The organism is Nocardioides sp. Z22_16, from assembly GCF_058134365.1.
Map to the genome: position 1 here is coordinate 458,262 of NZ_JBYTTI010000003.1, position 22,335 is coordinate 480,596.

The 22,335-nt window shown below is 73.0% G+C and carries 26 protein-coding genes; 13 read left to right on the forward strand and 13 right to left on the reverse strand.

The features are described from left to right. Window positions 1–58: 58 nt before the first annotated feature. Window positions 59–589: a Clp protease N-terminal domain-containing protein gene (locus AC3X7R_RS10620; RefSeq protein ID WP_489965610.1), complete on the reverse strand. Its 531-nt coding sequence runs from the start codon at window positions 587–589 to the stop codon at window positions 59–61. Continuing rightward, a complete protein-coding gene (locus AC3X7R_RS10625) occupies window positions 589–798 on the reverse strand; it encodes a helix-turn-helix domain-containing protein (protein WP_489965611.1) in 210 nt (69 codons plus the stop codon). The genes AC3X7R_RS10620 and AC3X7R_RS10625 overlap by 1 nt, the downstream gene beginning before the upstream one ends. A gap of 74 nt (window positions 799–872) precedes the next feature. On the opposite strand from AC3X7R_RS10625, the gene AC3X7R_RS10630 reads away from it, so the two are divergent. Beyond that, window positions 873–1,301, forward strand: a complete 429-nt coding sequence (locus tag AC3X7R_RS10630; protein ID WP_489965612.1) for a nuclear transport factor 2 family protein — start codon at window positions 873–875, stop codon at window positions 1,299–1,301. A gap of 22 nt (window positions 1,302–1,323) precedes the next feature. On the opposite strand, the gene AC3X7R_RS10635 is transcribed toward AC3X7R_RS10630, so the two are convergent. From AC3X7R_RS10635 to AC3X7R_RS10645, 3 genes are read right to left on the reverse strand one after another with little or no spacing between them, the layout of a single operon-like run. Next, the gene (locus AC3X7R_RS10635; RefSeq protein ID WP_489965613.1) at window positions 1,324–1,680 is read right to left on the reverse strand and encodes a VOC family protein; all 357 of its coding nucleotides are present in this window, start codon (window positions 1,678–1,680) and stop codon (window positions 1,324–1,326) included. A gap of 9 nt (window positions 1,681–1,689) precedes the next feature. After that, window positions 1,690–2,661, reverse strand: coding sequence for a succinylglutamate desuccinylase/aspartoacylase family protein (locus AC3X7R_RS10640; protein ID WP_489965614.1), 972 nt, complete (start codon window positions 2,659–2,661; stop codon window positions 1,690–1,692). Next, entirely contained in the window at window positions 2,658–3,167 is a 510-nt protein-coding gene (locus tag AC3X7R_RS10645; RefSeq protein ID WP_489965615.1) for an ATP-dependent zinc protease family protein, read from the reverse strand. The genes AC3X7R_RS10640 and AC3X7R_RS10645 overlap by 4 nt, the downstream gene beginning before the upstream one ends. Before the next feature lie 40 nt (window positions 3,168–3,207). Here AC3X7R_RS10645 and rimK point away from each other — a divergent pair, with 40 nt between their 5' ends. From rimK to AC3X7R_RS10665, 4 genes are all read left to right on the forward strand, one after another. Next, window positions 3,208–4,398 (forward strand): 30S ribosomal protein S6--L-glutamate ligase, encoded by a 1,191-nt coding sequence (gene rimK, locus AC3X7R_RS10650; RefSeq protein ID WP_489965616.1) that lies wholly within the window; start codon window positions 3,208–3,210, stop codon window positions 4,396–4,398. A gap of 135 nt (window positions 4,399–4,533) precedes the next feature. Next, the gene (locus AC3X7R_RS10655) at window positions 4,534–5,352 is read left to right on the forward strand and encodes an alpha/beta fold hydrolase (RefSeq protein ID WP_489965617.1); all 819 of its coding nucleotides are present in this window, start codon (window positions 4,534–4,536) and stop codon (window positions 5,350–5,352) included. Window positions 5,353–5,475: 123 nt separating this feature from the next. Beyond that, window positions 5,476–6,006, forward strand: coding sequence for a hypothetical protein (locus AC3X7R_RS10660; RefSeq protein ID WP_489965618.1), 531 nt, complete (start codon window positions 5,476–5,478; stop codon window positions 6,004–6,006). Next, on the forward strand, window positions 5,985–6,971 hold the full coding sequence (locus AC3X7R_RS10665) for a hypothetical protein (protein ID WP_489965619.1): 987 nt from the start codon (window positions 5,985–5,987) through the stop codon (window positions 6,969–6,971). Before AC3X7R_RS10660 ends, AC3X7R_RS10665 begins: the two co-directional genes overlap by 22 nt. Before the next feature lie 36 nt (window positions 6,972–7,007). Here the strand turns inward: AC3X7R_RS10665 and AC3X7R_RS10670 are convergent, their stop codons facing one another. The 3 genes from AC3X7R_RS10670 to AC3X7R_RS10680 all read right to left on the reverse strand — a co-directional run bounded on the left by AC3X7R_RS10670 (window position 7,008) and on the right by AC3X7R_RS10680 (window position 12,018). Then, window positions 7,008–8,936: a sensor histidine kinase gene (locus tag AC3X7R_RS10670; protein WP_489965620.1), complete on the reverse strand. Its 1,929-nt coding sequence runs from the start codon at window positions 8,934–8,936 to the stop codon at window positions 7,008–7,010. Window positions 8,937–9,075: 139 nt separating this feature from the next. Beyond that, window positions 9,076–11,046 (reverse strand): sensor histidine kinase, encoded by a 1,971-nt coding sequence (locus AC3X7R_RS10675; protein ID WP_489965621.1) that lies wholly within the window; start codon window positions 11,044–11,046, stop codon window positions 9,076–9,078. A 123-nt stretch (window positions 11,047–11,169) separates the two neighbouring features. Then, entirely contained in the window at window positions 11,170–12,018 is an 849-nt protein-coding gene (locus AC3X7R_RS10680) for a prephenate dehydratase (protein WP_489965622.1), read from the reverse strand. 28 nt (window positions 12,019–12,046) lie between these two features. Between AC3X7R_RS10680 and AC3X7R_RS10685 the strand changes: the two genes are divergently transcribed. The 3 genes from AC3X7R_RS10685 to AC3X7R_RS10695 all read left to right on the forward strand — a co-directional run bounded on the left by AC3X7R_RS10685 (window position 12,047) and on the right by AC3X7R_RS10695 (window position 13,325). Further along, complete coding sequence (locus AC3X7R_RS10685; protein ID WP_489965623.1) at window positions 12,047–12,445, forward strand: DUF4446 family protein; 399 nt, start codon at window positions 12,047–12,049, stop codon at window positions 12,443–12,445. Between the two features lie 93 nt (window positions 12,446–12,538). Then, on the forward strand, window positions 12,539–12,760 hold the full coding sequence (locus AC3X7R_RS10690; protein WP_489965624.1) for a hypothetical protein: 222 nt from the start codon (window positions 12,539–12,541) through the stop codon (window positions 12,758–12,760). Continuing rightward, window positions 12,747–13,325 carry a hypothetical protein gene (locus tag AC3X7R_RS10695; RefSeq protein WP_489965625.1) on the forward strand — a complete coding sequence of 193 codons (579 nt, stop codon included), beginning with the start codon at window positions 12,747–12,749 and terminating at the stop codon, window positions 13,323–13,325. Before AC3X7R_RS10690 ends, AC3X7R_RS10695 begins: the two co-directional genes overlap by 14 nt. Window positions 13,326–13,344: 19 nt before the next feature. Here the strand turns inward: AC3X7R_RS10695 and AC3X7R_RS10700 are convergent, their stop codons facing one another. Then, on the reverse strand, window positions 13,345–14,919 hold the full coding sequence (locus AC3X7R_RS10700; RefSeq protein ID WP_489965626.1) for a bifunctional phosphatase PAP2/diacylglycerol kinase family protein: 1,575 nt from the start codon (window positions 14,917–14,919) through the stop codon (window positions 13,345–13,347). 90 nt (window positions 14,920–15,009) lie between these two features. Between AC3X7R_RS10700 and serS the strand changes: the two genes are divergently transcribed. From serS to AC3X7R_RS10720, 4 genes are read left to right on the forward strand one after another with little or no spacing between them, the layout of a single operon-like run. Continuing rightward, window positions 15,010–16,299, forward strand: coding sequence for a serine--tRNA ligase (gene serS, locus AC3X7R_RS10705; RefSeq protein WP_489965627.1), 1,290 nt, complete (start codon window positions 15,010–15,012; stop codon window positions 16,297–16,299). A 4-nt stretch (window positions 16,300–16,303) separates the two neighbouring features. Continuing rightward, window positions 16,304–17,251, forward strand: a complete 948-nt coding sequence (locus AC3X7R_RS10710) for an HAD family hydrolase (RefSeq protein WP_489965628.1) — start codon at window positions 16,304–16,306, stop codon at window positions 17,249–17,251. Window positions 17,252–17,257: 6 nt separating this feature from the next. Next, window positions 17,258–18,097 carry an HAD family hydrolase gene (locus AC3X7R_RS10715; RefSeq protein ID WP_489965629.1) on the forward strand — a complete coding sequence of 280 codons (840 nt, stop codon included), beginning with the start codon at window positions 17,258–17,260 and terminating at the stop codon, window positions 18,095–18,097. Between the two features lie 41 nt (window positions 18,098–18,138). Then, a complete protein-coding gene (locus AC3X7R_RS10720) occupies window positions 18,139–18,717 on the forward strand; it encodes a hypothetical protein (RefSeq protein ID WP_489965630.1) in 579 nt (192 codons plus the stop codon). Between the two features lie 126 nt (window positions 18,718–18,843). Here the strand turns inward: AC3X7R_RS10720 and AC3X7R_RS10725 are convergent, their stop codons facing one another. From AC3X7R_RS10725 to mobA, 4 genes are read right to left on the reverse strand one after another with little or no spacing between them, the layout of a single operon-like run. Next, the gene (locus tag AC3X7R_RS10725) at window positions 18,844–19,530 is read right to left on the reverse strand and encodes a bacterial proteasome activator family protein (protein ID WP_489965631.1); all 687 of its coding nucleotides are present in this window, start codon (window positions 19,528–19,530) and stop codon (window positions 18,844–18,846) included. A 4-nt stretch (window positions 19,531–19,534) separates the two neighbouring features. After that, on the reverse strand, window positions 19,535–20,524 hold the full coding sequence (locus AC3X7R_RS10730; protein ID WP_489965632.1) for an NAD(P)H-quinone oxidoreductase: 990 nt from the start codon (window positions 20,522–20,524) through the stop codon (window positions 19,535–19,537). Between the two features lie 47 nt (window positions 20,525–20,571). Further along, the gene (locus AC3X7R_RS10735) at window positions 20,572–20,892 is read right to left on the reverse strand and encodes a DUF6457 domain-containing protein (protein ID WP_489965633.1); all 321 of its coding nucleotides are present in this window, start codon (window positions 20,890–20,892) and stop codon (window positions 20,572–20,574) included. Between the two features lie 18 nt (window positions 20,893–20,910). After that, a complete protein-coding gene (mobA, locus tag AC3X7R_RS10740; protein ID WP_489965634.1) occupies window positions 20,911–21,537 on the reverse strand; it encodes a molybdenum cofactor guanylyltransferase in 627 nt (208 codons plus the stop codon). Window positions 21,538–21,563: 26 nt separating this feature from the next. Between mobA and AC3X7R_RS10745 the strand changes: the two genes are divergently transcribed. Beyond that, on the forward strand, window positions 21,564–22,331 hold the full coding sequence (locus tag AC3X7R_RS10745) for a carbon-nitrogen hydrolase family protein (RefSeq protein ID WP_489965635.1): 768 nt from the start codon (window positions 21,564–21,566) through the stop codon (window positions 22,329–22,331). Window positions 22,332–22,335: the final 4 nt, after the last annotated feature.

The window sequence follows — 22,335 nt, forward strand, 5'->3', positions numbered from 1 at the left end:
CAGAACAGCCCGCATATGCCACTATATGGACATACGTTCGAAAGACGTGAAAGGTCGGTCACGCCGCCTCCGACTGCTCCTCCAACGCCGCCCGCAGTGCTTGCAGGTCGATCCCCGCCTCCTCCAGCGCGGTGCGCCCCGGGCACTCACCCCTCATGATCCCCAGCAGGAGGTGCTCGGCGCGGATCGACCGCTGCTTCAGCCGGCTGGTCTCGCGGAGTGCGAGCTCGAGTGCCTTCTTGGCGTCGCGGGCGAAGGGGATGTGCCCGCCGGGGGTGCGGCCGGCCCGCTCCAGGGCACCGGCGCCGAAGACCGCGTCGGTCTGTCGGCGGACGGCCTCCAGGTCGATGCCGATGCCTGCGAGCGCGTCCGCGTCGAGGCCGTCGGACCGCAGGTCGGCCCGGGTTCCCGCAGCCACCGCGCGCACGTCGGCGCCCACGTCGGCGACCGCGCGGGACGGCGGCCCGGCCCGTTCCAGCAGGACGACGAGCAGGTGCCGGGTGTCGATGGCCCGTGAGCCCGTCTGTCGGGCGACCTCCTGGGCGGCGACGACCGTGGCGCGGGCGTCCTTGGTGAATCGTTCGAACATCAGCCTCTCCTTCCGTGCTTTTTGTGCACTGCCTGCCGAGTCACGCCCAGCGCGTCGGCGACCTCCTGCCACGACCACCCCAGTTCGCGGGCTCGGGCCACCTGGAGGGTCTCCAACCGGTCGGCCAGCTCGCGCAGCGAGCGGATCGCCCGCAGTCCGGTGCCCGGGTCGTCCCCGGCGGCCTGGCTGGTCAGCGTCTGGTTGCTCATCTGTCAACCGTAGTTGACGTCCTGGCGTGTGTCAACCAACGTTGACGCGGTCGGGGATGTCAGACTCGCCTCCCATGGACGCCGCGAGCCTGCTGGCCGCCCTCTGCCGGGCGATCGACGACCGCCGCTGGGACGACCTCCCGGGGCTGCTGCACCCTGACTTCACATGCCGCTACGTGCACACGGGGGAGACGTTCGACCGCGACGCGTGGGTACGGGTCAACGCGGAGTACCCCGGCTTCGACCGCCTGGTCCTGGAGGAGCTGGTCGGCGACGGCGACCGTGCGGTGGCGCGCTGCCACGTCACGGGCCACGTCACGGGCCACGTCACCGGCCAGCACATCGGCCAGGACACAGGCGAGCCCGGCGGAGCGCTCCAGCACTTCGAGGTGGCCACCTTCGTGACCGTGCAGGACGGCCTCGTCCGCGAGATGACCGAGGTCTGGGCCGACGTCGGTCAGCCCGCGCCGGCCGCCGCCCGCCCCGCCGAGCCGCCGCACTGACCTCGCGGCCGACGGCGGTCCCTCAGCTGAGGCAGAGGCAGAACGGGTGACCGGCCGGGTCGAGGAAGACCCGGAACGTCTCGCCCGGCTGGTGCTCGTGCTTCCGGGCGCCCAGGGCCACGACGGCCGTCTCGGCCTCGTCGAGGTCGTCGACCACGACGTCGAGGTGCATCTGCTGCGGCGCCCGCTGGCCGGGCCACTCGGGCGCGCGGTAGTCGGCGACCCGCTGGAAGGAGAGGCACTGGCCGTTGTCGGCCTTCACGTCCTTCCAGTCGTCGTCGCCCTCGACCTTCCAGCCGAGCAGCTCGGCGTAGAAGCCCGCGAGCACGGCAGGGTCGGGACAGTCCAGGACGGTGGTGGGGTAGCGCGCGATCGCCATCGCCGCAGACTAGGACGGAGTGGCGACGTGCACCACCGCGTCGCCGGAGTTGACCAGCGGCGCCTCGGTCCGCCCGATCACGATCCCGCGCCGCCGGGCGCGCACCACCCGCAGGGTCCGGCCGAACGAGTTGGAGAGGTGGCCGAGGCGGTCGCCCTCCTCGACCTCCTGACCCAGGGCCACGTCGAGGTGGAGGAAGCCGGTGTGCCGCGCGCGGACCCAGTAGCTCTCGCGGCATTCCACGCTCGGCGCCTCGGCCGGCGCCACCCCGAGCTCGTCGGCGTCGACCATGCCGAGCGAGGCCAGCACCCGGCGTACGCCGTCGACGCCCGCGGTGATCGCCCACTCGTCGAAGCGCCACGCCTCGCCGGCCTCGTAGAGCAGCACGGTCGCCCCCACCTTGCCCCCGGCGTGCCGCAGCGAGCCGTCGCGGAGCTTGGCGTGCAGCATCACCGGGGCGCCGAACGCCTCGGCGAGCTCGCGGGTCCGGGGGTCGTCCAGGTCGGCGCGGACCTGCGGCAGGTTGGTCCGCCGGTCGGAGCCGGTGTGCAGGTCGATGCCGACCGAGCACTTGGCGACCACCTCGGTCATCATCAGGTGGGCGATCCGGGCGGCCAGCGAGCCGCGCGCCGAGCCGGGGAACGACCGGTTGAGGTCGCGGCGGTCCGGCAGGTAGCGGTCGGCGGTCATGGCGCCCAGCACGTTGACCACCGGCACGGCGATCAGGGTGCCGCGCAGGGTCTTGGGGGAGAGGCCGGCGAGCACCCGGCGCACCACCTCGACGCCGACCAGCTCGTCGCCGTGGATGGCGGCGTTGATCCAGACCGTCGGACCGTCCTCGCGGCCGTGGAGCACCCGCACCGGCAGGCTCACCTCGGCGCCGGTCACCAGCCGGGTCACCGGCAGCTCGAGCTCGCGCGCCGACCCGGGGCGGATCCGGACCGAGCCGATGGCGAACGAGTCGCGGGTGGTGCGGGTCACCGTGCCCCCTCCTCGGTGCGTCCTCTGTTCTTGCGCCGGGTGCTCCGTTTGGGGCGGCCGCCGAGGTAGGAGCGGGCCGGGTCGACGAGGAAGCCCTGTCGCAGCGCCTCGCGGCCGATCAGCATCCGGAAGCCCATCTCGTCGCGGCGGCTGAGCGTCATCTCCGCGGTCACCAGGCGACCGACCAGGGAGAGATCCATCAGCACCACCAGGCGTTCCTCGGAGTGCCCCGAGGAGCTGCGGACCAGGCGCCGGTCGTGCACCGGGCTCTCCACCACGACCAAGTCGTCGGTCGAGCGCTGCCACGGGTGCAGCGAGTAGCGAACCCAGGGCGCGCCGTCGCGGCGCAGCTCCTCGATGTCGAAGGCGTGCAACGCGGAGGTCCGTGCGCCGGTGTCGAGCTTGGCCTTGAGCCACGGCACACCGGCGTCCGGGAGGCTCACCCACTCACGCCACCCGGCGACGATGTTTGAATGGCCGCTGTCGGCGGTACTCGCGCTCGTCACCCCACCCCGCTCCTCACAACGCTCTCCAGAGGGAATCTCGTTGAAGCTGGCAATCCTGTCCCGGGCGCCACGCGCCTACAGTACGCAGCGCCTGCGGACCGCCGCGCTGGATCGGGGGCACACGGTCAAGGTGCTGGACACCCTGCGCTTCGCGATCGACATCTCCCACGACGAGCCCGACCTGCAGTTCCGCGGCAAGCAGCTCTCGCACTACGACGCCATCCTTCCCCGGATCGGCAACTCGATCACCTACTACGGGACCGCCGTGGTGAGGCAGTTCGAGCAGATGGACGTCTACACCCCCAACCCGTCGTACGGCATCTCGAACTCCCGCGACAAGCTCCGCGCCACCCAGATCCTCTCCCGCCACGGCATCGAGATGCCCGCCACGATGTTCGTGCGCAACCGCGCCGACGTGATCCCCGCGATCGAGCAGGTCGGCGGGGCTCCGGTGGTGATCAAGCTGCTCGAGGGCACCCAGGGCATCGGGGTCATCCTGGCGCCCGAGCTCAAGGTCGCCGAGGCGATCATCGAGACGCTGCAGAGCACCCGCCAGAACGTGCTGATCCAGCGCTACGTCAAGGAGTCCCGAGGCCGCGACATCCGCGCCCTCGTCGTCGGCGACCGGGTGGTCGCGGCGATGCGGCGCAGCGCGCAGGGCGACGAGTTCCGCTCCAACGTCCACCGCGGCGGGTCGGTGGAGGGGATCGACCTGCCCCCGGAGTACGAGCGAGTGGCGGTGCGGTCCGCGCAGATCATGGGCCTGCGGGTGGCCGGGGTCGACATGCTCGAGGGCGACGACGGGCCGCTGGTGATGGAGGTCAACTCCTCGCCCGGCCTGGAGGGCATCGAGACCGCCACCAAGCTCGACGTCGCCGGCGCGATCATCGACTACATCGACAACCAGGTCGCCTTCCCCGAGATCGACGTGCGGCAGCGGCTCACCGTCTCCACCGGGTACGGCGTCGCCGAGATCGTGGTGCTCCCGGGGGCCGACCTGGTGGGCAAGAAGCTCGGCGAGTCCGGCCTCGACGAGCGCGACATCAGCGTGCTCACCCTGCACCGCGGCACCACGGTGATCCCCAACCCGCGCAACAAGACGCTGCTCGAGGACGGTGATCGGCTGCTCTGCTTCGGCAAGCTCGAGGAGATGCGCTCGATGATCCCCGAGCGCAAGCGCCGCCGCGCCCGGGTCCGCAAGCTGCCCAAGCAGCCCATCCACGACAGCTGAGGGCCGCGCCGGGTCGCCGCCGGTGGTGCCGCGCGGGACCTTCCTGGCCCGCGGTGACCACCCGCGGGTGACCGAACGGCCACGGGGTCGCCGTTCCCGCCTCGGAGAGGGCGCTCCGCGCCTAGATTGCGGGCCATGCACGTCATCCTGGTTCCCGGCCTGTGGATGGACGGGTCCTCCTGGGACCAGGTCGCTCCGGTCCTCGCGGCCGCCGGCCACCGCCCTCACCCGGTGACCCCGCCGGGCATGGGCTCGCGCCGGCTCGATCGCTCCCAGATCACGCTGCGCCACCACGTCGACGACCTGGTCGAGCGGGTCGACGCCCTGGCCTCCCAGCGGGGCAGCCAGCGCGGCCGTCCGGGCTGCAGCCTGGGCAGCGGTCCGGGCAGCGGCCTGGGCGGCGGACTCAGGGGAGAGGGCATCGCCCTGGTCGCCCACGCCGAGGGCGGCGCGGTGGCCCACGCGACCGCCGACGCGCGCCCCGACCTGGTCTCCCGGGTCGTCTACGTCTCCGGCACACCGCGCAGCGACGGGCAGACCGGTCCGGCCCTGCCCGCCGTCCGGGGCGAGGTCCCGATGCCGGAGTGGTGGGAGCTCGAGGAGGGGATGGCCAGCGGCCTCGACGACGAGACCCGGACTGCGATCCGCGCCCGGGCCGTCCCGTCACCCGAGGGGGTGCTCACCGAGCCCCAGCGGCTGGGGGACCCCCGTCGGCTCGACGTGCCCGTGACGATCGTGGCGACCACCAGGCCCACCTCGGCGCTGCGGCACGACCTGATGCGCGCCCGGCCGGGCTCCGACGACCTCGCGCTGCTGCGCGACGTCACCTGGGTCGACCTGCCGACCAGCCACTGGCCCCAGCTGACCCACCCCCAGGAGCTCGGGGTGGTGCTGCTCGCAGCGCTCTCCGCCTCGGCGCGGCCCACCGCGGTGCGCGTGGGACGGACCGGCTGACCGCTCCTGCTGAGCACTCCCGACCGCTTCCGGGTCGCGCGCTCCGCTGAGCCCGTGGACGACCGGTGCGCGCCAGGCCTCGCCTGCGGCACACTGGCCGGAGAAGAGGATCGGGGGCCAGTGATGAGCACACAGCACCAGCAGCAACCGGATGCGGCGGCGCTGCGCCGGATGGCGCTCCTCGAGAGCGCGACCGGCGCGGTGACGCTGATCGGTGCCATCGCCTCCGCCGGCCACTTCGTGGCGCGGATGCCTCTGCTCGAGGCCCTGCTGTGGGGTCTGCTCGCCGGGACCGTCAGCGCCACGGGGTGGATGGTGTTCCGCTCCAGGGTCCCCGCGGAGCCCGCCCCGGCCGGAACTGCGACCGACCAGGCGTCCGACCAGGCGCCGGGGGGCCAGCAGGACGAGGAGGGCGGCTGGGACGTCACCGGCCTGCTCCTGGCTCTCACCGTCGTGCCCGCCTTCGTCGTCGTGGCGATCCTGCTCCAGGCGTGGCCCGTCTGGCTGGTGGCCGGCGCCTTCGCCGTCGCCTCGTCCGGGGTCTCGGCCGGCGACGTGGCGCTCGCCGTGGCCGGCGGCCTCGCGGTGATGCTCCTCTTCGAGCTCCTCGTCAGCCTGCCCCTGATGCGCCGATGGGGCCTGGACCCCGGCTGAGCCGCAGCGCACGGTCGGTGCCGCTCCCGCGGCGTACCGCCCTCGCGCTGACCACCTGCCTGCTGCTGCTGGCGGGGGCGTCCGCCTGCCGCGGGGATCCCGAGCGGTCCCCGGCACCTCAGAGCGACCAGTCAGCGGGCCAGTCGGCCAGCCCGTCGATCCGCACCCTCCCGCCGATGCCGGCGGTCGACGACGATCCCCCCGCGGGCCGGCTCGTCGCCGACCTGCGGCAGTCGTCGCGCGACGTCGCGGCCGGCCAGTTCCAGGTGTGGATCGGCAACGGGCTCGGCCGGCCGGTGCTCCCGACCCGGGTCTCCTACCTCGACCAGCGCTATCCCCGGCCCCTGCCGGGTCAGCGGCTGCGCAGCATCCCCGCCGGCACCGAGCGCGGGTTCCTGCTCGCCCTGCCTGCTCGGCCGCGGTGCGCCGGCGGTCGGGGTTCCACCCGGCCGTCCCCCGCCGTCGAGGTCCGGTTCGGCGGCAGGCGGGTGCGGGTGCCGGTCGAGGACGAGGCCGACGTGGTGGCCAGGCACGTGGCCACCCGCTGCTTCGAGCTGGAGCTCGACCAGGCCCTCGCCCTCTCCTTCGCCGACACGGTGACCACTGCGTCCGACGGGGCCGCCGACGGGGTCGGCACGCTGACGCTGCGGGTCACCCCGTCGGGGCGCCCGGGCCGGCGGGTCGTGCTCCGCACCGTGGCCGGCACCCCGGTGCTCACCCCGGTCGGGCAGCCCTTCTGGCGGACGGCGGTCACCGTGATGAGCGACGGCGAGCCCGTGGAGCTGGCCCTGCCGGTGATGCCGGCGCGCTGTGACGGGCACGCGTTCGCGGAGTCCGGTGGGGCCACCGCCTTCCGCGTCCGGCTGCGGCTGGACGGCGAGCCGGGCGAGGTCGTCGTACGGATGTCGGACCGTGGCGCGGCGGCCGCGCTCGACTTCGCCCAGGAGGCGTGCGGCCGCGGCTGAGCGCCGGGCCGGGTGCCACCCAGGCCGGGGTGCGGCTCAGGCCGAGATGCCGAAGCGGCTGAACTGCAGGTCCAGCGGGATGGAGACCGCGAAGGTGGTGCCGCGGCCCGGCGCCGACATCACGGTGACCTTGCCGTCGTGGCCGGCGACGATCGCCTGCACGATCGAGAGACCCAGGCCGGTGCCCGGGACGGCCTTCTTGTAGGACTCGTGGGTGCGGAAGAACCTCTCGAAGAGCCGCTCCTGGTCCTCCGCGGAGATGCCCACCCCGGTGTCGGAGACCAGCAGTCCGGCGCTGCCGTCGCGCGCGTAGGCCTCGACGGTGATCCGTCCGCCGGCGGGGGTGAACTTGACCGCGTTGCTGACCAGGTTGAGCACCACCCGCTCCAGCGCGGAGTGGTCGCCCTTGATGTGGATCGCGCCGTGGCCCAGCTCGAGGCGCAGCTCGAGGTCGCGCCCGCGGACCATCTCGGCCAGCATGTCCTCGACGTCGTGGACCACCTGGCGCAGGTCGATGTGGGTGAGGTCGAGCTGGAGCAGTCCGGACTCCGCCCGCTCCAGGACCAGCAGGTCCTCGACGAGGCTCTCCAGCCGCTCGGTGTTGCGGATGACCCGGCGCAGGGCGTTGGCCTGCTTGTCGTTGAGCTCGCCGAACACCCCCTCCTCGAGCAGCTCGGTGTAGCCGGTGATGCTGGTGATCGGGGTCCGCAGCTCGTGGCTCACCGTCGAGACCAGCTCGTGCTTGACGCCCTCGGCCTCCTGGAGGGCCAGGGAGGCGGTGTGCTCGCGCGACATCGCCTGCAGCATGGCGCGCTCGCTGCGCACCCGGCTGGTGACGTCCTCGCCGGCCGCCAGGTAGCCGACCACCCGGCCGCCGGCGACGATCTCGCTGATGCTGAGCGAGACGATGTGGCGCTGCCCGTCCTTGCCGACCAGCTCCCACTCCCGGCGGCCGCCGTGGCCGATCTGGGCGTGGGTGAGCACGTGGAGGTCGGCGCTGCCGGTGCCCAGGGCCATCGCGTGACGTAGGCCCTCGTCCCGGTCGACCAGGAGGCCGGTGGTCCGACCCCGCATCTCGTCGGCGGTGAAGCCCAGCAGCTGCTCGGCGCCGACGTTGAAGTGGGTGATCCGCAGGTCGGTGTCCATCGCGATCAGGATGGTGTTGACGGCGGCGTCCAGGATCCGCTCGACGGTGGCGGTGGCCCGGCCCAGGAGCAGCTCGTCGCGGGAGAGGCGGCCCAGGGCGTCGAGCTTGAGGGGCTCGTTCTCGAAGGCCAGCACGAGGTGGCGGTAGAGCGCGACGAAGATGAAGATCGGCATGAGCAGGCCCCACGCCAGCAGCAGCCGGGCGCCGGTGGCCTGCTGGACCTGGTCCCAGAGGGGCGTCCCCGCCTGCTGGATCACCAGCGGCTGGACCAGCCCGTCGAGGAGCAGCGTGACGGCCATCGCGGCGGGGTAGACCAGGACCATCGCCAGCGAGGGGAGACGCCGCTTGCACATCTCGAGCAGGCTCACCAGGAGCACGATCTCGGCCACCACGAGGACCCCGGCGAGCAGCACCGCCAGCGGCGGCCCGGAGGCCAGCTGGGAGGGGATCGGCCGGGCGTCGTGGAGCTCGGGGTGACTCTGCGCCAACCCGTCGATCACGTAGACGATCAGGAGCAGCGCATGGACCCCGAAGAGCAGGACGACGACGTTGCGCACCACCTGCAGGTCACGGCCCGCCACGACGGTCACCAGCACCGCGAAGAGCAGGCCGGCGTAGGCGATCTCCCCCGAGGTGACGCTGAGCGAGTCGGAGAGGGGGATCTCGTGGGAGAGGCTGATGAGACCGGTGACCGCCGCGAGGGTGGCGATGTAGGCGTAGAGGAGGACGAACTGGAAGACGGTCTGGCGGATCGCCAGCACGAGTGGCGCGATGGTGTAAGCCGCGACGCATGCGACGAAGAGTTCGGGCCCTTCCATGGCTACCTTCTGAGTCTGGTCCGGGTCTACCGGAGGAACGTAGAGCGAGTCGTCCGGCAGCGTCCCGGAAACGGCGACAAGAGATCCGTTCGGCCACCGCCCGGTCCAGACCAGCGGAGCGGCTCCGCCGACGGGTCGCTCAGCCGGCCCGGACGGCTTCGGTCACGGCCTCCATCGGGAGGCTGACCGTCACCGTGGTGCCCTCGCCCGGGGCCGAGGCCAGGGTGACCTCGCCGCCGTGCCCGGCCACGACCGCCTGCACGATGCTCAGGCCCAGGCCCGAGCCGGGGATGGCGAGCTCGTTGGCCTGGTTGCTGCGGAAGAACCGGGAGAAGACGTGCGGCTGGTCCGCCTCGGGCACGCCCAGGCCGGTGTCGCTGACCGTGAGCCACGCCTGGCCGGAGTGGGAGGCGACGCGCAGGGTGACGGTGCCGCGGCCGGGGGTGAACTTCACGGCGTTGGAGAGCAGGTTGATCACCAGCCGCTCCAGCGCGGCACGGTCGCCCTCGAGGATGACGGGGCTGGCGGGCAGCGAGACGTTGAACTTCAGGTCCCGGCCGCGGACCATCTCCGCGATGATCGACTTGGTCCCCCGGACGACGTCGCACAGGTCGATCGGCTCGCACGTCAGCGGGAGGGGGGCCTGCTCGACCCGCTCGAGGACGAGCAGGTCGTCGACGAGCTGCTCGAGCCGCGAGGTGTTGCGCAGCACCCGGTCGAGGGCGGCGACCTGGTCCTTGCTCAGTGCGCCGTAGGCGCCGTCGTGGAGCATCTCGGTGTAGCCGGTGATGCTGGCGATCGGGGTGCGCAGCTCGTGGCTGACCGTCGAGACGAGCTCGTGCTTGACCCGGTCCGCCTCCTGGAGGCGCACCAGGGCGTCGTGCTCGCGGCTCAGCGCCGTCATCATCGCGGACTCCACCCGGAGCCGGGAGGTCACGTCCTCGCCGGCCAGGATGTGGCCGACCAGCTGACCGTCGACCACGACCTCGCTCACGCTCATCGAGATGGTGGGGCAGGCCTCGTCACGCGCCAGCATCAGCCAGTCGCGCCGGGCGTCGACCGCCATCTGCACCTTGAGCACCTGGACCAGGTCGGGCTCGGTGCCCAGCGCGGCGGCGTGACGGGCGATCTCCTCGGCCGGCAGCAGCACCTCGAGGCCCTGGCCGCGGACCTCGGCCGGGGTCCAGCGGAGCAGGCTCTGCGCGCCGGCGTTGAAGTGGGTGATCCGCAGCTCCTCGTCGAGCGCGATCAGGATCGTGGTGGTCGCGGAGTCGAGGATCCGCTCGACGGTCGCGTTGACCCGGCCGATCGACGCGGTGCTCGCCAGCGTGAGGGAGCGCTGCTCGTCGAGCTCGTGGGCCTTGTGCTCCAGCTCCTCCAGCAGGGGGTTGTGCGAGGTGGAGGCGAGGTGGCGCAGGTGCAGGGGGCGGGCCTCGAAGGCCGAGACGGGGCCGCGGTAGAGCCCGACGAAGATCAGCAGGGCGGGCAGGAAGAACGCCGCCAGGACCAGCTTGTCGAGCAGGTCGCCCGCCACCGACTGGCCCGAGACCATCGAGCTGAGCACGCCGTGCACCAGCAGCACGGCGACGAAGGCGAGGGGATAGACCCCCGGCATCAGGACGCCGGGCAGGCGACGCTTGGCGGTCTCGAGCACGTTGAGCAGCAGCAGCAGCTCGAGCACGATGAAGAGCAGGAAGAGCACGGCTCCCGCCGTGCTCTGGCCGAGCGAGGGGAGGTCCTCCGCGACGAGGCCGGCCGTGCCGGAGTCTCCCGTCGCCCGTCGGGCGACGCTGAAGAAGACGAGTCCCAGTGCCCCGACCACGGCGGTCAGGGCGATGATGTTGCGCACGACCTGCAGGTCGCGCCCGACCACGATGGTGATCATCACGGTGAGGACGAAGCCGGCGTAGGAGATCTCGCCGGGCAGCAGCACCAGGCCGTCGGCGAGGCGCACCTCGTAGAGACCCCCGAGGATGGAGCCGAACGCCAGCAGCGCGCCGAGGTGGGTGTAGAGGAGCAGGAACTGGACGTTCCAGCGACGCAGTGCGTAGCCGAGCGGCAGCGCGGCGTACGCCACCACGCTCCAGGCGACGACCGCAGCGCCCTCCATTGGTTCCTCCGAGTGGACCGGCGCTGCGAACCGTCCTGCGGTCACACGTCACCGCGCCGAAGCCTGCCACAGCGTGGCGCCGCGCACGGCGAAATCCTGCCAACCCGCCGCAGGACCCGCGATTCAGCGGGCGCGGTCGGGGGAGGCGGGGTAGACCCCGAGCACCTTGATCTCGGTGGTGAAGAAGGCCAGCTCCTCCAGGGCGCGGGCGACCGGCGGGTCGGCGGGGTGGCCGTCGACCTCGGCGAGGAACTGGGTGGCGGCGAACTCTCCGCCCACCATGTAGCTCTCCAGCTTGGTCATGTTGACCCCGTTGGTGGCGAACCCGCCGAGCGCCTTGTAGAGCGCGGCGGGCAGGTTGCGGACGTTGAAGATGAAGCTGGTCACCACCGGCCCGTTGCCGGCCGGCGCCTCCACCAGGTCGCGGGAGAGCACCACGAAGCGGGTGGTGTTGTGGTCCTCGTCCTCCACGTCGGTGCGCAGCACCTGCAGGCCGTAGATCTCCGCGGCCAGCGGGGGCGCGAGCGCCGCCTGGGTGACGTCGCCCGCCTCGGCCACCTCGCGCGCCGCGCCGGCGGTGTCGCCCGAGATGACCGGGGTCAGACCGAGCTCGCGGATCACCCGGCGGCACTGGCCCAGGGCGTGCACGTGGCTGTGCACGGTGCGGATCGTCTCCAGGCTCGCCCCCTCGACGGCGACCAGGTTGAAGACGATGCGCAGGAAGTGCTCGCCGATGATGTGCAGGTCGGAGGCGGGTAGGAAGTGGTGGATGTCGGCGACCCGCCCGGCCAGCGAGTTGTCGATGGGGATCATCGCGAGGTCGGCGTCCCCGCCCTCGACGGCGGCGAAGACGTCCTCGAAGGAGGCGCACGGCACCGCCTCGGCATCCGGGTAGTGCTGCACGCAGACGATGTGGGAGTTGGCGCCCGGCTCGCCCTGGTAGGCGATGCGGGGGCGTGGGGGACGGCTCACGCAGCGATGGTCCCATAGGGTGCGGGGCGTGTGGTTCGTCGTGGTCCCAGCCCTGGTCCTGGCCGTCGTCTCGGTCGTCTTCTCCGTCGTCGCCATGCGGCGCACGGCGTCGCTGCGACCGCGGGCCGGTGCCGCTCCGCTGCCCGACGACGTGGTCGGGCTGCGCCGTGAGGTGGCGGCGCTCCAGGCGGTCGCCGAGGGGGCGCTGCGCCACCTCGCGGTCGTCCGGTACGACGCCTTCGGCGACGTGGGCGGCCACCTCTCCTGGTCCGTGGCCCTGCTGGACGACGCCGGTGACGGGGTGGTGCTCACCACCATCCACGGCCGCAGCGAGGCCCGCACCTACGCCAAGACCATCTCCTCCTGGACCAGCGAGCAGCAGCTCTCCCCCGAGGAGGAGGAGGCGGTGGTGCACGCCAAGGCCTGAGTCTCGGCGCGAGTTTCTCGTCGCGAAGTCCGGGGGCTATCCCATTGTCAACAAATGGTTGACACCCCGGGGATGTCAACTTACTGTTGACGCATGAATCTATCCGACACCTCCACGAACAGCGTGCTCCTCGTCCTGCTGTCCGGAGTACTTCTCGCCAGCGTGGGCCTGCAGTTCGACGGCTTCCTCGGCGGGATGGCCCAGGGCGCGGGAGTGGGACTCATCCTCGCCGGCGCCTGGCTCTTCGGGGCGCTCTGGCGTCACCGCCACCGCAGTGACGACGACACCTGGTTGCCGAGCCGTGACGAGCGCTGAGCGGTCGCCCCGCGGTCTGCCCGAGGCGATCGGCGCGGCCATCCTCGAGGGGATCCAGACGGACGGGGACGAGCAGGACCATCTCGCGATCGTGCGCCGGACCGCGCAGGCGGAGAGAGAGGTTCGTGCCCTGCTGCGCCAGTCGGTCGCCGCGGCTCGCGCGGCCGGGCAGAGCTGGGCGACGCTCGGCGCCGAGCTGGGGATGAGCCGGCAGGCCGCCCAGCAACGCTTCGGTGAGTCCGACCGCGGCTCGGACCCGACGGAGCTCGGCGACGCGGTGGGCGAGGAGCGCTGGTTGGGCCCGATCACGGCGTTCGACGAGATGGCCGAGCTGGAGATCGCCGGCCGCCTGGGCTGGCGCACGGTAGGCGCCGCGATGTTCAAGCACCGGGTGCGCCGTACTCCCACGCAGTGGGAGCACAAGCGGGTGGTGTGGACCGGCAGCGTCGCCCGGCACCGCCGGGAGGGCTGGGAGGTCGCCTTCCACGCGTTCCCGTGGGTCTACCTGGTGCGCGACACCGGGTTCCCCGCGGAGAGCGACGCCCTCGACCAGGCGGCCGGGTAGCCGCCCTCGGGGATCCGGCTCAGCGGGGCACCCGGACCAGCAGCCGGCCGGGGATGCACTCCATCACCAGCTCGCGGCCCAGGCCGATCGAGTCGCCGTCGAGCTGACGGGGCGTCTCCGCCGTCGCGCGCAGCGTCACGGTGGCGCCGGTGAGCCGGTCGATCGTGTCGTCGACGCGCGAGCTCTTCGCCATCACCCGCCAGGCCAGGGGCACCCAGGAGAGGAAGCGCTTGGGGTGCAGGATGACGACGTCGAGGAGACCGTCGTCGATGGCGGCGTCGGGCAGCAGGGGCATGCCGGCCTGCAGGTAGCCCACGTTGCCGACCACCACGGTGCGCGCCCGGTGCGTGGTGAACTCGGCGCCGTCGACGGAGATCTCGATCCGGTAGGCGGGGAACATCAGCGACTTCAGGCCGGAGAGCACGTAGGCGACCCAGCCGATCCGCTTCTTGATGTCCTCGTTGACGCCCTCCATGATGGCGGCGTCGAAGCCCATCCCCGCCATCACCATGAAGTGGGTGTCCTCGATCCCGTCGCCGCTGACGCGGACCATGTCGATGGCCCGGTCCTGCCCGTTGAGCCCGACGTCGATCGCCGACCTGATGTAGAGCGGGATGTCGAGGTTGCGGGCCAGCAGGTTGCCGGTGCCGGCGGGGATGATCCCGACGGGGACGCCGGTGCCGGCGAGCTCGGCGCAGACCTCGCGGACGGTGCCGTCGCCGCCGCAGACGAGGACCAGGTCGACCCCCGCCGCCGCGGCCTTCGCCGCCATCCCGGTGCCCGGGTCCTCCACGGTGGTGTAGTGCCAGGTCGGCTCCTGCCAGCCGGACTCCTGGGCCATCGAGGCGACCAGGTGACGGAACTGCCCGATGTCCTCGACCTTGATCGGGTTCAGCACGACGGCGAGCCGACGCTCCGAGACGTAGACCTCCGGCAGCGGCTCGCTGGTCGACGCGATGCTGCGGGGCCGCGGGTCCACCAGCGTCAGGCCGACCATCACCACCGCGACGCCGACCAGGGTGCCGGCGATCACGTCGCTGGGGTAGTGACGCCCCAGCAGCACCCGGTCCAGGACGACGACCAGCCACAGTGCCGCCAGGCCGAGCGCGGCTGCCCGGCGCATGCTCGCGCGGCGGACGAAGACCGAGGCCAGCACCCAGAGCAGAAGGGTGAACGTCGCGATGGAGGAGGCGTGACCCGAGGGGAAGGAGTGGGTGTCGTGCAGGCCGACCGTCTCCTGCCAGTCGGGCCGGGCCCGGCTCAGCAGGAGCTTGAGGCCGCCGGTGACCAAGGCGGTGGTCAGCATCGTCCCGGCCACGAAGCCCGCGGCCCGCGGATGCTGCTTGAGCAGCAGCAGGCCGGCGACCAGGACCGTGAGCACGGTCATGCCGACGGTGTTGAAGCCGTCCTCGATCCACAGCAGCAGCTGGTGGAGCCAGCCCTGGTCGTCGGCCCAGCCCTCGGCGTCACGGCCCCAGGTGTCGAAGCCCTCGAGCGGCGCCCGGTCCCAGGTCACCAGGACGGCGAGCACGACGAAGACGGCCGCGCACCCGGCGGCCCGGGCGAGGTGGTTCCCGCGAGATCGATCCAGCACGGAGGTGAGTATGCCTGCCCGAGCCCGCCGGGGTCGCCTCGCGGCGCCCGCCACCGCGGCCGGCGCAGACCTGGCGGATAGCCTGACCCCATGATCGATCCGCGCCTGCTCCGTGACGACCCCGACCGTGTGCGCGCCTCCCTGACCAAGCGCGGCGCCCCCACCGACCTGGTCGACCGCGCGGTGGCCGCCGACTCGGCGCGCCGCGAGGCGATCGTGCTCTTCGAGCAGAAGCGCGGCGAGCAGAAGCAGCAGGGCAAGCTGATCGCCCAGGCGCAGGGCGAGGAGAAGCAGCAGCTGCTCGCGCGCACCAAGGAGCTCGCCGCCGAGGTCAAGGCCGCGGAGGCCGCCCAGGGCGCCGCCGAGCAGGCCTGGCAGGACGCCATCCGGGCGATGCCCAACCTGGTCCACGACCAGACCCCCGAGGGCGGGGAGGACGACTTCGTCGTGCTGGAGACGGTCGGCACCCCCCGCGACTTCGCCGCGGAGGGCTTCGAGCCGCGCGACCACATCGAGCTCGGCCGGCTCCTCGGGGCGATCGACCTCGAGCGGGGCGCCAAGGTCAGCGGGTCGCGCTTCTACTTCCTCACCGGCGTGGGCGCCGAGCTCGAGCTGGCGCTGGTCAACATGGCGATGGAGCAGGCCCGGGAGGCCGGCTTCACCCAGGTGATCGCGCCGTCCCTGGTCAAGCCGGCCGCGATGGAGGGCACCGGCTTCCTCGGCCAGGCGGCCGACGACGTCTACCGGATCGAGGGCGAGGACCTCTACCTGGTCGGCACCTCGGAGGTCGCCATGGCGGCGTACCACTCCGACGAGATCCTCGACGCCGAGTCGTTGCCCCGGCGCTACGCGGCGTTCAGCCCGTGCTTCCGCAAGGAGGCAGGCTCGCACGGCAAGGACACCAAGGGCATCATCCGGGTGCACTGGTTCGACAAGGTGGAGATGTTCGTCTACACGACGCTGGAGGACGCCGAGGCCGAGCACGCCCGGCTGCTCGGCTGGGAGAAGGCCTTCCTCGACAAGCTCGAGCTCGCCTACCAGGTGGTCGACATCGCCGCCGGCGACCTCGGGGCGAGCGCGCTGCGCAAGTTCGACTGCGAGGCCTGGATCCCGACGCAGGGCAAGTACCGCGAGCTCACCTCGACCTCCAACTGCACCGACTTCCAGTCCCGCCGGCTCGACATCCGGACCCGCGGCGAGTCGGGCACCGTCCCGGTGGCGACCCTCAACGGCACGCTCACCGCGGTGACCCGCGCCATCGTCGCGGTGCTGGAGACGCACCAGCAGGCCGACGGCTCGGTCCGGGTGCCGAAGGCGCTGCAGAAGTGGATGGGCCGCGAGGTGCTGGAGCCGGTGGTCGCCGGGGGCTCCGGTGGCTGAGAAGGTGGCTGAGAAGGTGGTGGGGAAGGTGGTGGGGAAGGACGCCGGCTGGCAGCCGAAGATGGTCGCCCTCGACATCGACGGCACCCTGCTGGCCTGGGTCGAGGGGTCGGGGCAGGTCTACGAGACCATCCGGCCGGAGCTCTACGAGGCCGTCCACCGCGCCCGGGCCGCGGGCGCCCACATCGTGCTGGCCAGCGGCCGGTCCCCGCACGCCATGACCTCCATCGCCGACCTGCTCGACCTGCCGCTCGACCCGCCGGCGGAGGGCTCGGTGGAGGGCTCGGCGGACGACGGCGCCTCCGAGTCGGACGACCGGCTCTGGATCGTGGCCTCCAACGGGGCGGTGATCCTGCGCTACCCGCCGATGGAGGTCGTCCACGAGGAGACGTTCGACGCCGCCCCCGCCGTGGCCGCGGTGCTGGAGCACCACCCCGACGCCCTGGTGGCGGTCGAGGAGCGCGGCATCGGCGGCTACCGGGTCAACATGGTCTTCCCCGAGGGCGAGCTCACCGGCGAGCAGCTGGTCACCGAGGTCGACGAGATCATCGGGGAGCCGGTCAGCCGCGTCGTCGTCCGCGACCCGCACGCCACCGCCGAGGACTTCGTCGACCTGGCCGCCCGGCTGGGCCTGCACGGCACCGACTACGTGGTCGGCTGGACGGCGTGGATGGACCTCTCGCCGGTCGGGATCTCCAAGGCCTCCGGTCTCCAGCACGTCTGCGACAACCTGGGCATCGACGCTGCCGACGTGCTGGCGATCGGCGACGGCCGCAACGACATCGAGATGCTCAGGTGGGCCGGCCGAGGGGTGGCCATGGGCCAGGCGGTCGAGGAGGTCCGGGCCGCCGCCGACGCGGTGACCGCGACCGTCCACGACAACGGCGCCGCCGTCGAGATCGACCGCTGGTTCCCGGCCGAGCGCTCCGGCGCCGGACGGCAGGGGGCGTGAGCGCCGGTGACCACCGGTTCAGCTGACGGCTCGGGGAACGTCCCGGCGCCGCTCCCTCGCCTGGTCGCGACCGACCTCGACGGGACCCTGCTCGACACCGCCGGTGCGGTCACCGCGCGCACCCGCGAGGTGATCACCGCGCTGGACGAGATGGGCGTCCCCGTGGTCTTCGTGACCGGGCGCCCGATGCGCTGGATGGAGACCCTCTGGGAGGCGGTGGGCGGCCACGGGCTGGCCATCTGCAGCAACGGCGGGATCGTGTACGACGTCCCGACCCACTCGGTGCGCAAGGCGCGGGCGATCCCGCACGAGGTGCTGCTCGACGTCGCCCGCACGCTGCGCCGGACGGTGCCCGGCACCGCCTTCGCCCTGGAGAAGACCGGCGGCTTCGCGCTGGAGGACGACTTCGCGCGCCACGTCGACGACCGGACCGTGCCGCTGGTGACCCGGGGCCCGTTGGAGCAGATCGCCGACGGCACGGTGGTCAAGCTGCTCGCCCGGCACGAGGAGCTCGCCCCCGAGGCATTCTGGGCCGTGGTGGAGGAGGCCGTGGGCGCGCAGGTGACCACCACCTGGTCGTCGGTGGGCGCCCTGGTGGAGATGAGCGCCGCCGGGGTCACCAAGGCCTCCACCCTCGCCGAGCTCTGCGCCGAGCTGGGGGTGGCTCCCGGGGAGGTGGTCGCCTTCGGCGACATGCCCAACGACCTGCCGCTGCTGGAGTGGGCGGGCACGTCGTACGCGATGGGCAACGCCCACCCCACGGTGCTCGAGCTGGCCCACCACGTCGCCCCGCGGCACGACGAGGAGGGCGTCGCGCGCACCCTCGTGGAGATCTTCGGCCTGTGAGACTTGATCGTGCGCGCCGCGTGGCGGCTAGTCTTCGGGCCATGTTCGCCCGTGCCCTGCGCCCGCTCCTCGCGCTCCTGCTGGCCGGCCCCCTCGCCCTGGTCGGCGTGCTGGCCACCGCCGCTCCGGCCGCCGCGTGCAGCTGCGCGTCCGCGCCGTTCAAGGAGCACGTCAAGCGGGCCGACACCGTCTTCCTCGGCCGGGTCGCCGCACCGGGCACCCTGGCGGGCGGCGATCTCGTCTACGACGTGGTCGCCTCCCGTGTCTTCAAGGGCGAGATGGCGACCGCGGAGGTGCAGGTCTCCTCGGCGGCCAGCGAGGCGGCCTGCGGGATCGGGCCGGTGGAGCCCGACGAGAACTGGCTCTTCCTGACCTCGAAGGGCACGACCAACAGCTGCGCGGGGTCGGCGCCGGCCTCGACGCGGGTGATGGAGCGCGTCCAGCGGCTCCTGGGCATCGGCACCCGGCTCGCCTCGCCGCCGCCGACCGAGGCCACCCGCACCCGGGTGGAGACCTCGCAGCCCCCCGAGCTGGCCAGGCTGGCGGCGCCGGGCGCCGCGCTCGTCCTGCTCGGACTGCTCGGCCTCGCGGTCGTGGCCCGGGTGGGCCGCCCGCACTGAGCCCCGCCCCCGCCCCGGACGTCATCGGAGGTGGCTTTCCCGGCCACCGCTCGCGATGACGTCCCCAGGGGGACGGGGGGACGGGGGACGGCGACCCCGGCAGGTCACCTCAGAGGTGCGGGGCGGTCAGAGGTACATGCCGCCCGAGCCGGCGCTGCCCTCCTCGCGGGGGGCGTGCGGCTGGACGCCGGGCTGACCCGCCGCGCCGAGACCCGGCCCGCCGGGCGGACCGCCCGCCACACCCGGCGGCAGCGCCCGGCGCATCTGCTCGAGCTGGGCGCGGCTCACCATCTGCTGGGCGTAGATCGCGGTCTGGATGCCGTGGAAGAGGCCCTCGAGCCAGCCGACGAGCTGGGCCTGGGCGATCCGCAGCTCGCTCTCCGAGGGGGTCTCCTCCTCGGTGAAGGGCAGCGCGATGCGCTCGAGCTCCTCGATCAGCTCGGGCGCCAGGCCGGTCTCCAGCTCCTTGATCGAGGCCCGGTGGATGTCCTTGAGCCGGGCCCGGCTCGCCTCGTCGAGCGGGGCGGCCTTCACCTCCTCGAGGAGCTGACGGATCATGCTGCCGATCCGCATCACCTTGGCGGGCTGCTCGACCAGCTCGGTGAGCCCGCGCTCCTCGTGCTCCCGGCTCGGCTCCTGCGCCTCCACCGCCTGGGCGACCATCTCCGCGGGGACGCTGCCGACGGGCTCGCCGTCTGGACCGATGACCAGCACGTGGCCCTCTGGGACCTCCGCGCCGGCGGCGTCCGGGCTGGTAGGGGCCCCGCCAGGGCCGGTGGGAGTGGCGTCTGGGGTCGAGGAGCTCTGAGTCATGTCCTCAGCGTAGTTCGCGGACCGTGAGCAGGATCTTTCCGACGTGTCCGCTCCCGTCCATCAGCGCGTGGGCCGCGCCGAGCTCCTCCAGCGGCAGGGTGGTGTGCACCACCGGCTGGACCTGCCCGTCGGCCACCAGCGGCCACACGTGCTCCACCACCTCGCGGCAGATCTCGGCCTTCTGCGCCAGCGGCCGGCCCCGCAGGGCGGTGGCGGTCACCGAGGCCCGCTTGCGCAGCAGCCGGCCGAGGTCGAGCTCGGCCTTGGTGCCGCCCTGCATGCCGATCACGACCAGGCGGCCGTCGGGGGCAAGGGCCTCGACGTTGCGGGCCAGGTACTTCGCGCCCATGTTGTCGAGGATGACGTCGGCGCCGCGGCCGTCGGTGGCCTCGCGCACCACCTCGACGAAGTCCTCCTCGCGGTAGTTGACGGTGACGTCGGCACCGAGCGCGGCGCACGCGGCCAGCTTCTCGGCCGACCCCGCGGTCGTCACGACCTTGGCGCCGAAGGCGGAGGCCAGCTGGATGGCGAAGGTGCCGATGCCGCCGGCGCCGCCGTGCACCAGGAAGGTCTCGCCGGCCTGGAGGCCGGCGGTCATGAAGACGTTGGACCAGACCGTGCACGCCACCTCCGGCAGCGCGGCCGCGGTGACCAGGTCGACCCCCTCGGGCACCGGCATCAGCTGGCCGACGGGGACCGCCACCTGCTCGGCGTAGCCCCCACCCACGAGCAGGGCGCACGCCTCGTCGCCCACCGACCACCCGGTCACGCCCTCGCCGAGGGCCGCGACGCGGCCGCTGCACTCGAGGCCCAGGATCTCCGAGGCGCCCGGCGGCACCGGGTAGTGCCCCTGGCGCTGCAGGGTGTCGGCCTTGTTGACGGCCGTGGCCACCACGTCCAGGAGCACCTCGCCCGGGCCGGCCACGGGGGCGGCCACGTCGGTGACGGAGAGGACCTCGGGCCCTCCGGGCTCGGAGATGTGAGCTGCTCGCATGGCGCCCACCCTAGTCAGGGACGCCGACGCCCCAGCCGGTCGATCCGTCACTCCATCCGGTCGGTGGTGTGGTCGACCTCGCTGTCGTCGGGCACCGGGACCGTCACGTCGTCGGGGTCGGGGGCGTCGGACGGCCGGTCCCAGCTGAGCGCGAGGAGCTGGGCCCGGGCGGCCAGCCGCTCGAGCCCCTCCGGGCTCGCGCCGGCGGCGCCGGCGGCGTACCCGAGCATGAAGGTGCTCACCGGGGCGGCCTTGCGCTCCACGTTGTGCGCGACGTCGCGGGCCAGGTCGAGGATCAGTGCCTCGTCGACCTCGAGCTCGAGGTCGAGCGCGTCGCACAGCTCGTCGATCCAGTCGTGGAGGTTCACCTCTCCACCCTCCGCCACTCAGGAGAGGTCCCGCAAGTCCTCCCAGGTGTCCACGTCGCGGGCCTCGGTGCCCTCGGCGGCCACCCGGGCCAGGTCGAGGGGGGCGAGCAGGCGGCGCATCGACAGGCCGTGCCCCGACGCGTCGGCGGCGTCGGGGGTGACGGGAGGCCGCACCTGGTCGAGTCGTCGTACGGCGACCACGCCGCACAGCGCCCGCCCGCCGGTGTCGTCGTGGAGGAAGGCCCCGTCGTGGCCCCGGGCGGCGGAGAGCAGCCGGCGGAGGGTCGCGGCCCGGACCGCGGGCATGTCGACGGCGAGCACCACCAGCCACGCCGGCTCCCGCGCCCGCCGCGCTCCCCGGGACTGCTGGGCCGCGAGCGCGTCACGGCCGGCCAGGAGACCGGCTGCCGGTCCGCCGGACGGCGGGTCCTCGCGGGTGAAGAGCACCGGCCGGGAGGTGGGTGCCCGCGGCCCGACCACCACCACGTGGGCGGCCTCGGCGACCGCCTCCAGCGCCCACGCCAGGAGGGGGCGGCCCGCCAGCTCGAGGCCCGCCTTGTCGACGCCGCCGAGCCGGGCCCCGGTGCCGCCGGCGAGGACCACGGCGTCGAACGGGTCGGGGGCGGGGTCGTCGGCCTGCTCCATCCGGGCAGTCTGTCAGGCTGGACGCCATGGCCGACCAGCTGCGCGTCACCCTCGTCCAGGAGCCCTCCGACCTCGACCCGGCGGTCAACCGGGAACGTCTCGCCGCCCTGGTGCCCCACGGCAGCGACCTGGTGGTGCTGCCGGAGGCCTTCGCCCGCGACTTCGGCGCGCCGGGCTCCGACGTGGCTCCCTTCGCCGAGCCGCTGGACGGCCCCTTCGCCACCGAGCTCGCCCGGGTCGCCGCCGACCGGGGGACCACGGTGGTGGCCGGGATGTTCCGGACCGGCGACGACCCCGCACGCCCCTTCAACACGCTGGTTCTGCGCGGGGACAGCGAGGCGACGTACGACAAGATCCACCTCTACGACTCCTTCGGCTACCGCGAGTCGGACCGGCTCAGCGCGGGTGACTGGAAGCCGGTCGTGGTGGAGGTCGCGGGGTTCGCGGTGGGCCTGATGACCTGCTACGACCTGCGCTTCCCCGAGCTGGCCCGGGAGCTCGTCCTGGCGGGCGCGGAGGTCCTGGTCGTCCCGGCCGCCTGGGTGGCCGGCGAGCGCAAGGTCGACCACTGGCTCACGCTGCTGCGGGCCCGGGCCATCGAGAACACCGTGCACGTGGTCGGCGTGGGCCAGCCGGCACCGCGCTACACCGGGCACTCCGCCGCCTTCTCACCGCTCGGGGACGTGCTGGTCCAGACCGGGCCGGACGCCGCCCGGGCCGAGGTGGTGCTCTCCCGGGACGACCTGGAGACCGCTCGCCGCATCAACCCGTCGCTGGCCAACCGGCGCAGGTAATCTC

Excerpts from the sequence above, each read along its gene's own strand:
- AC3X7R_RS10620 (WP_489965610.1), bottom strand. The coding sequence starts at position 589 with ATGTTCGAACGATTCACCAAGGACGCCCGCGCCACGGTCGTCGCCGCC.
- AC3X7R_RS10625 (WP_489965611.1), bottom strand. The coding sequence starts at position 798 with ATGAGCAACCAGACGCTGACCAGCCAGGCCGCCGGGGACGACCCGGGC.
- AC3X7R_RS10630 (WP_489965612.1), top strand. The coding sequence starts at position 873 with ATGGACGCCGCGAGCCTGCTGGCCGCCCTCTGCCGGGCGATCGACGAC.
- AC3X7R_RS10635 (WP_489965613.1), bottom strand. The coding sequence starts at position 1,680 with ATGGCGATCGCGCGCTACCCCACCACCGTCCTGGACTGTCCCGACCCT.
- AC3X7R_RS10655 (WP_489965617.1), top strand. The coding sequence starts at position 4,534 with ATGCACGTCATCCTGGTTCCCGGCCTGTGGATGGACGGGTCCTCCTGG.
- AC3X7R_RS10660 (WP_489965618.1), top strand. The coding sequence starts at position 5,476 with ATGAGCACACAGCACCAGCAGCAACCGGATGCGGCGGCGCTGCGCCGG.
- AC3X7R_RS10665 (WP_489965619.1), top strand. The coding sequence starts at position 5,985 with ATGGGGCCTGGACCCCGGCTGAGCCGCAGCGCACGGTCGGTGCCGCTC.
- AC3X7R_RS10670 (WP_489965620.1), bottom strand. The coding sequence starts at position 8,936 with ATGGAAGGGCCCGAACTCTTCGTCGCATGCGTCGCGGCTTACACCATC.
- AC3X7R_RS10675 (WP_489965621.1), bottom strand. The coding sequence starts at position 11,046 with ATGGAGGGCGCTGCGGTCGTCGCCTGGAGCGTGGTGGCGTACGCCGCG.
- AC3X7R_RS10690 (WP_489965624.1), top strand. The coding sequence starts at position 12,539 with ATGAATCTATCCGACACCTCCACGAACAGCGTGCTCCTCGTCCTGCTG.
- serS (WP_489965627.1), top strand. The coding sequence starts at position 15,010 with ATGATCGATCCGCGCCTGCTCCGTGACGACCCCGACCGTGTGCGCGCC.
- AC3X7R_RS10720 (WP_489965630.1), top strand. The coding sequence starts at position 18,139 with ATGTTCGCCCGTGCCCTGCGCCCGCTCCTCGCGCTCCTGCTGGCCGGC.
- AC3X7R_RS10725 (WP_489965631.1), bottom strand. The coding sequence starts at position 19,530 with ATGACTCAGAGCTCCTCGACCCCAGACGCCACTCCCACCGGCCCTGGC.
- AC3X7R_RS10730 (WP_489965632.1), bottom strand. The coding sequence starts at position 20,524 with ATGCGAGCAGCTCACATCTCCGAGCCCGGAGGGCCCGAGGTCCTCTCC.
- mobA (WP_489965634.1), bottom strand. The coding sequence starts at position 21,537 with ATGGAGCAGGCCGACGACCCCGCCCCCGACCCGTTCGACGCCGTGGTC.
- AC3X7R_RS10745 (WP_489965635.1), top strand. The coding sequence starts at position 21,564 with ATGGCCGACCAGCTGCGCGTCACCCTCGTCCAGGAGCCCTCCGACCTC.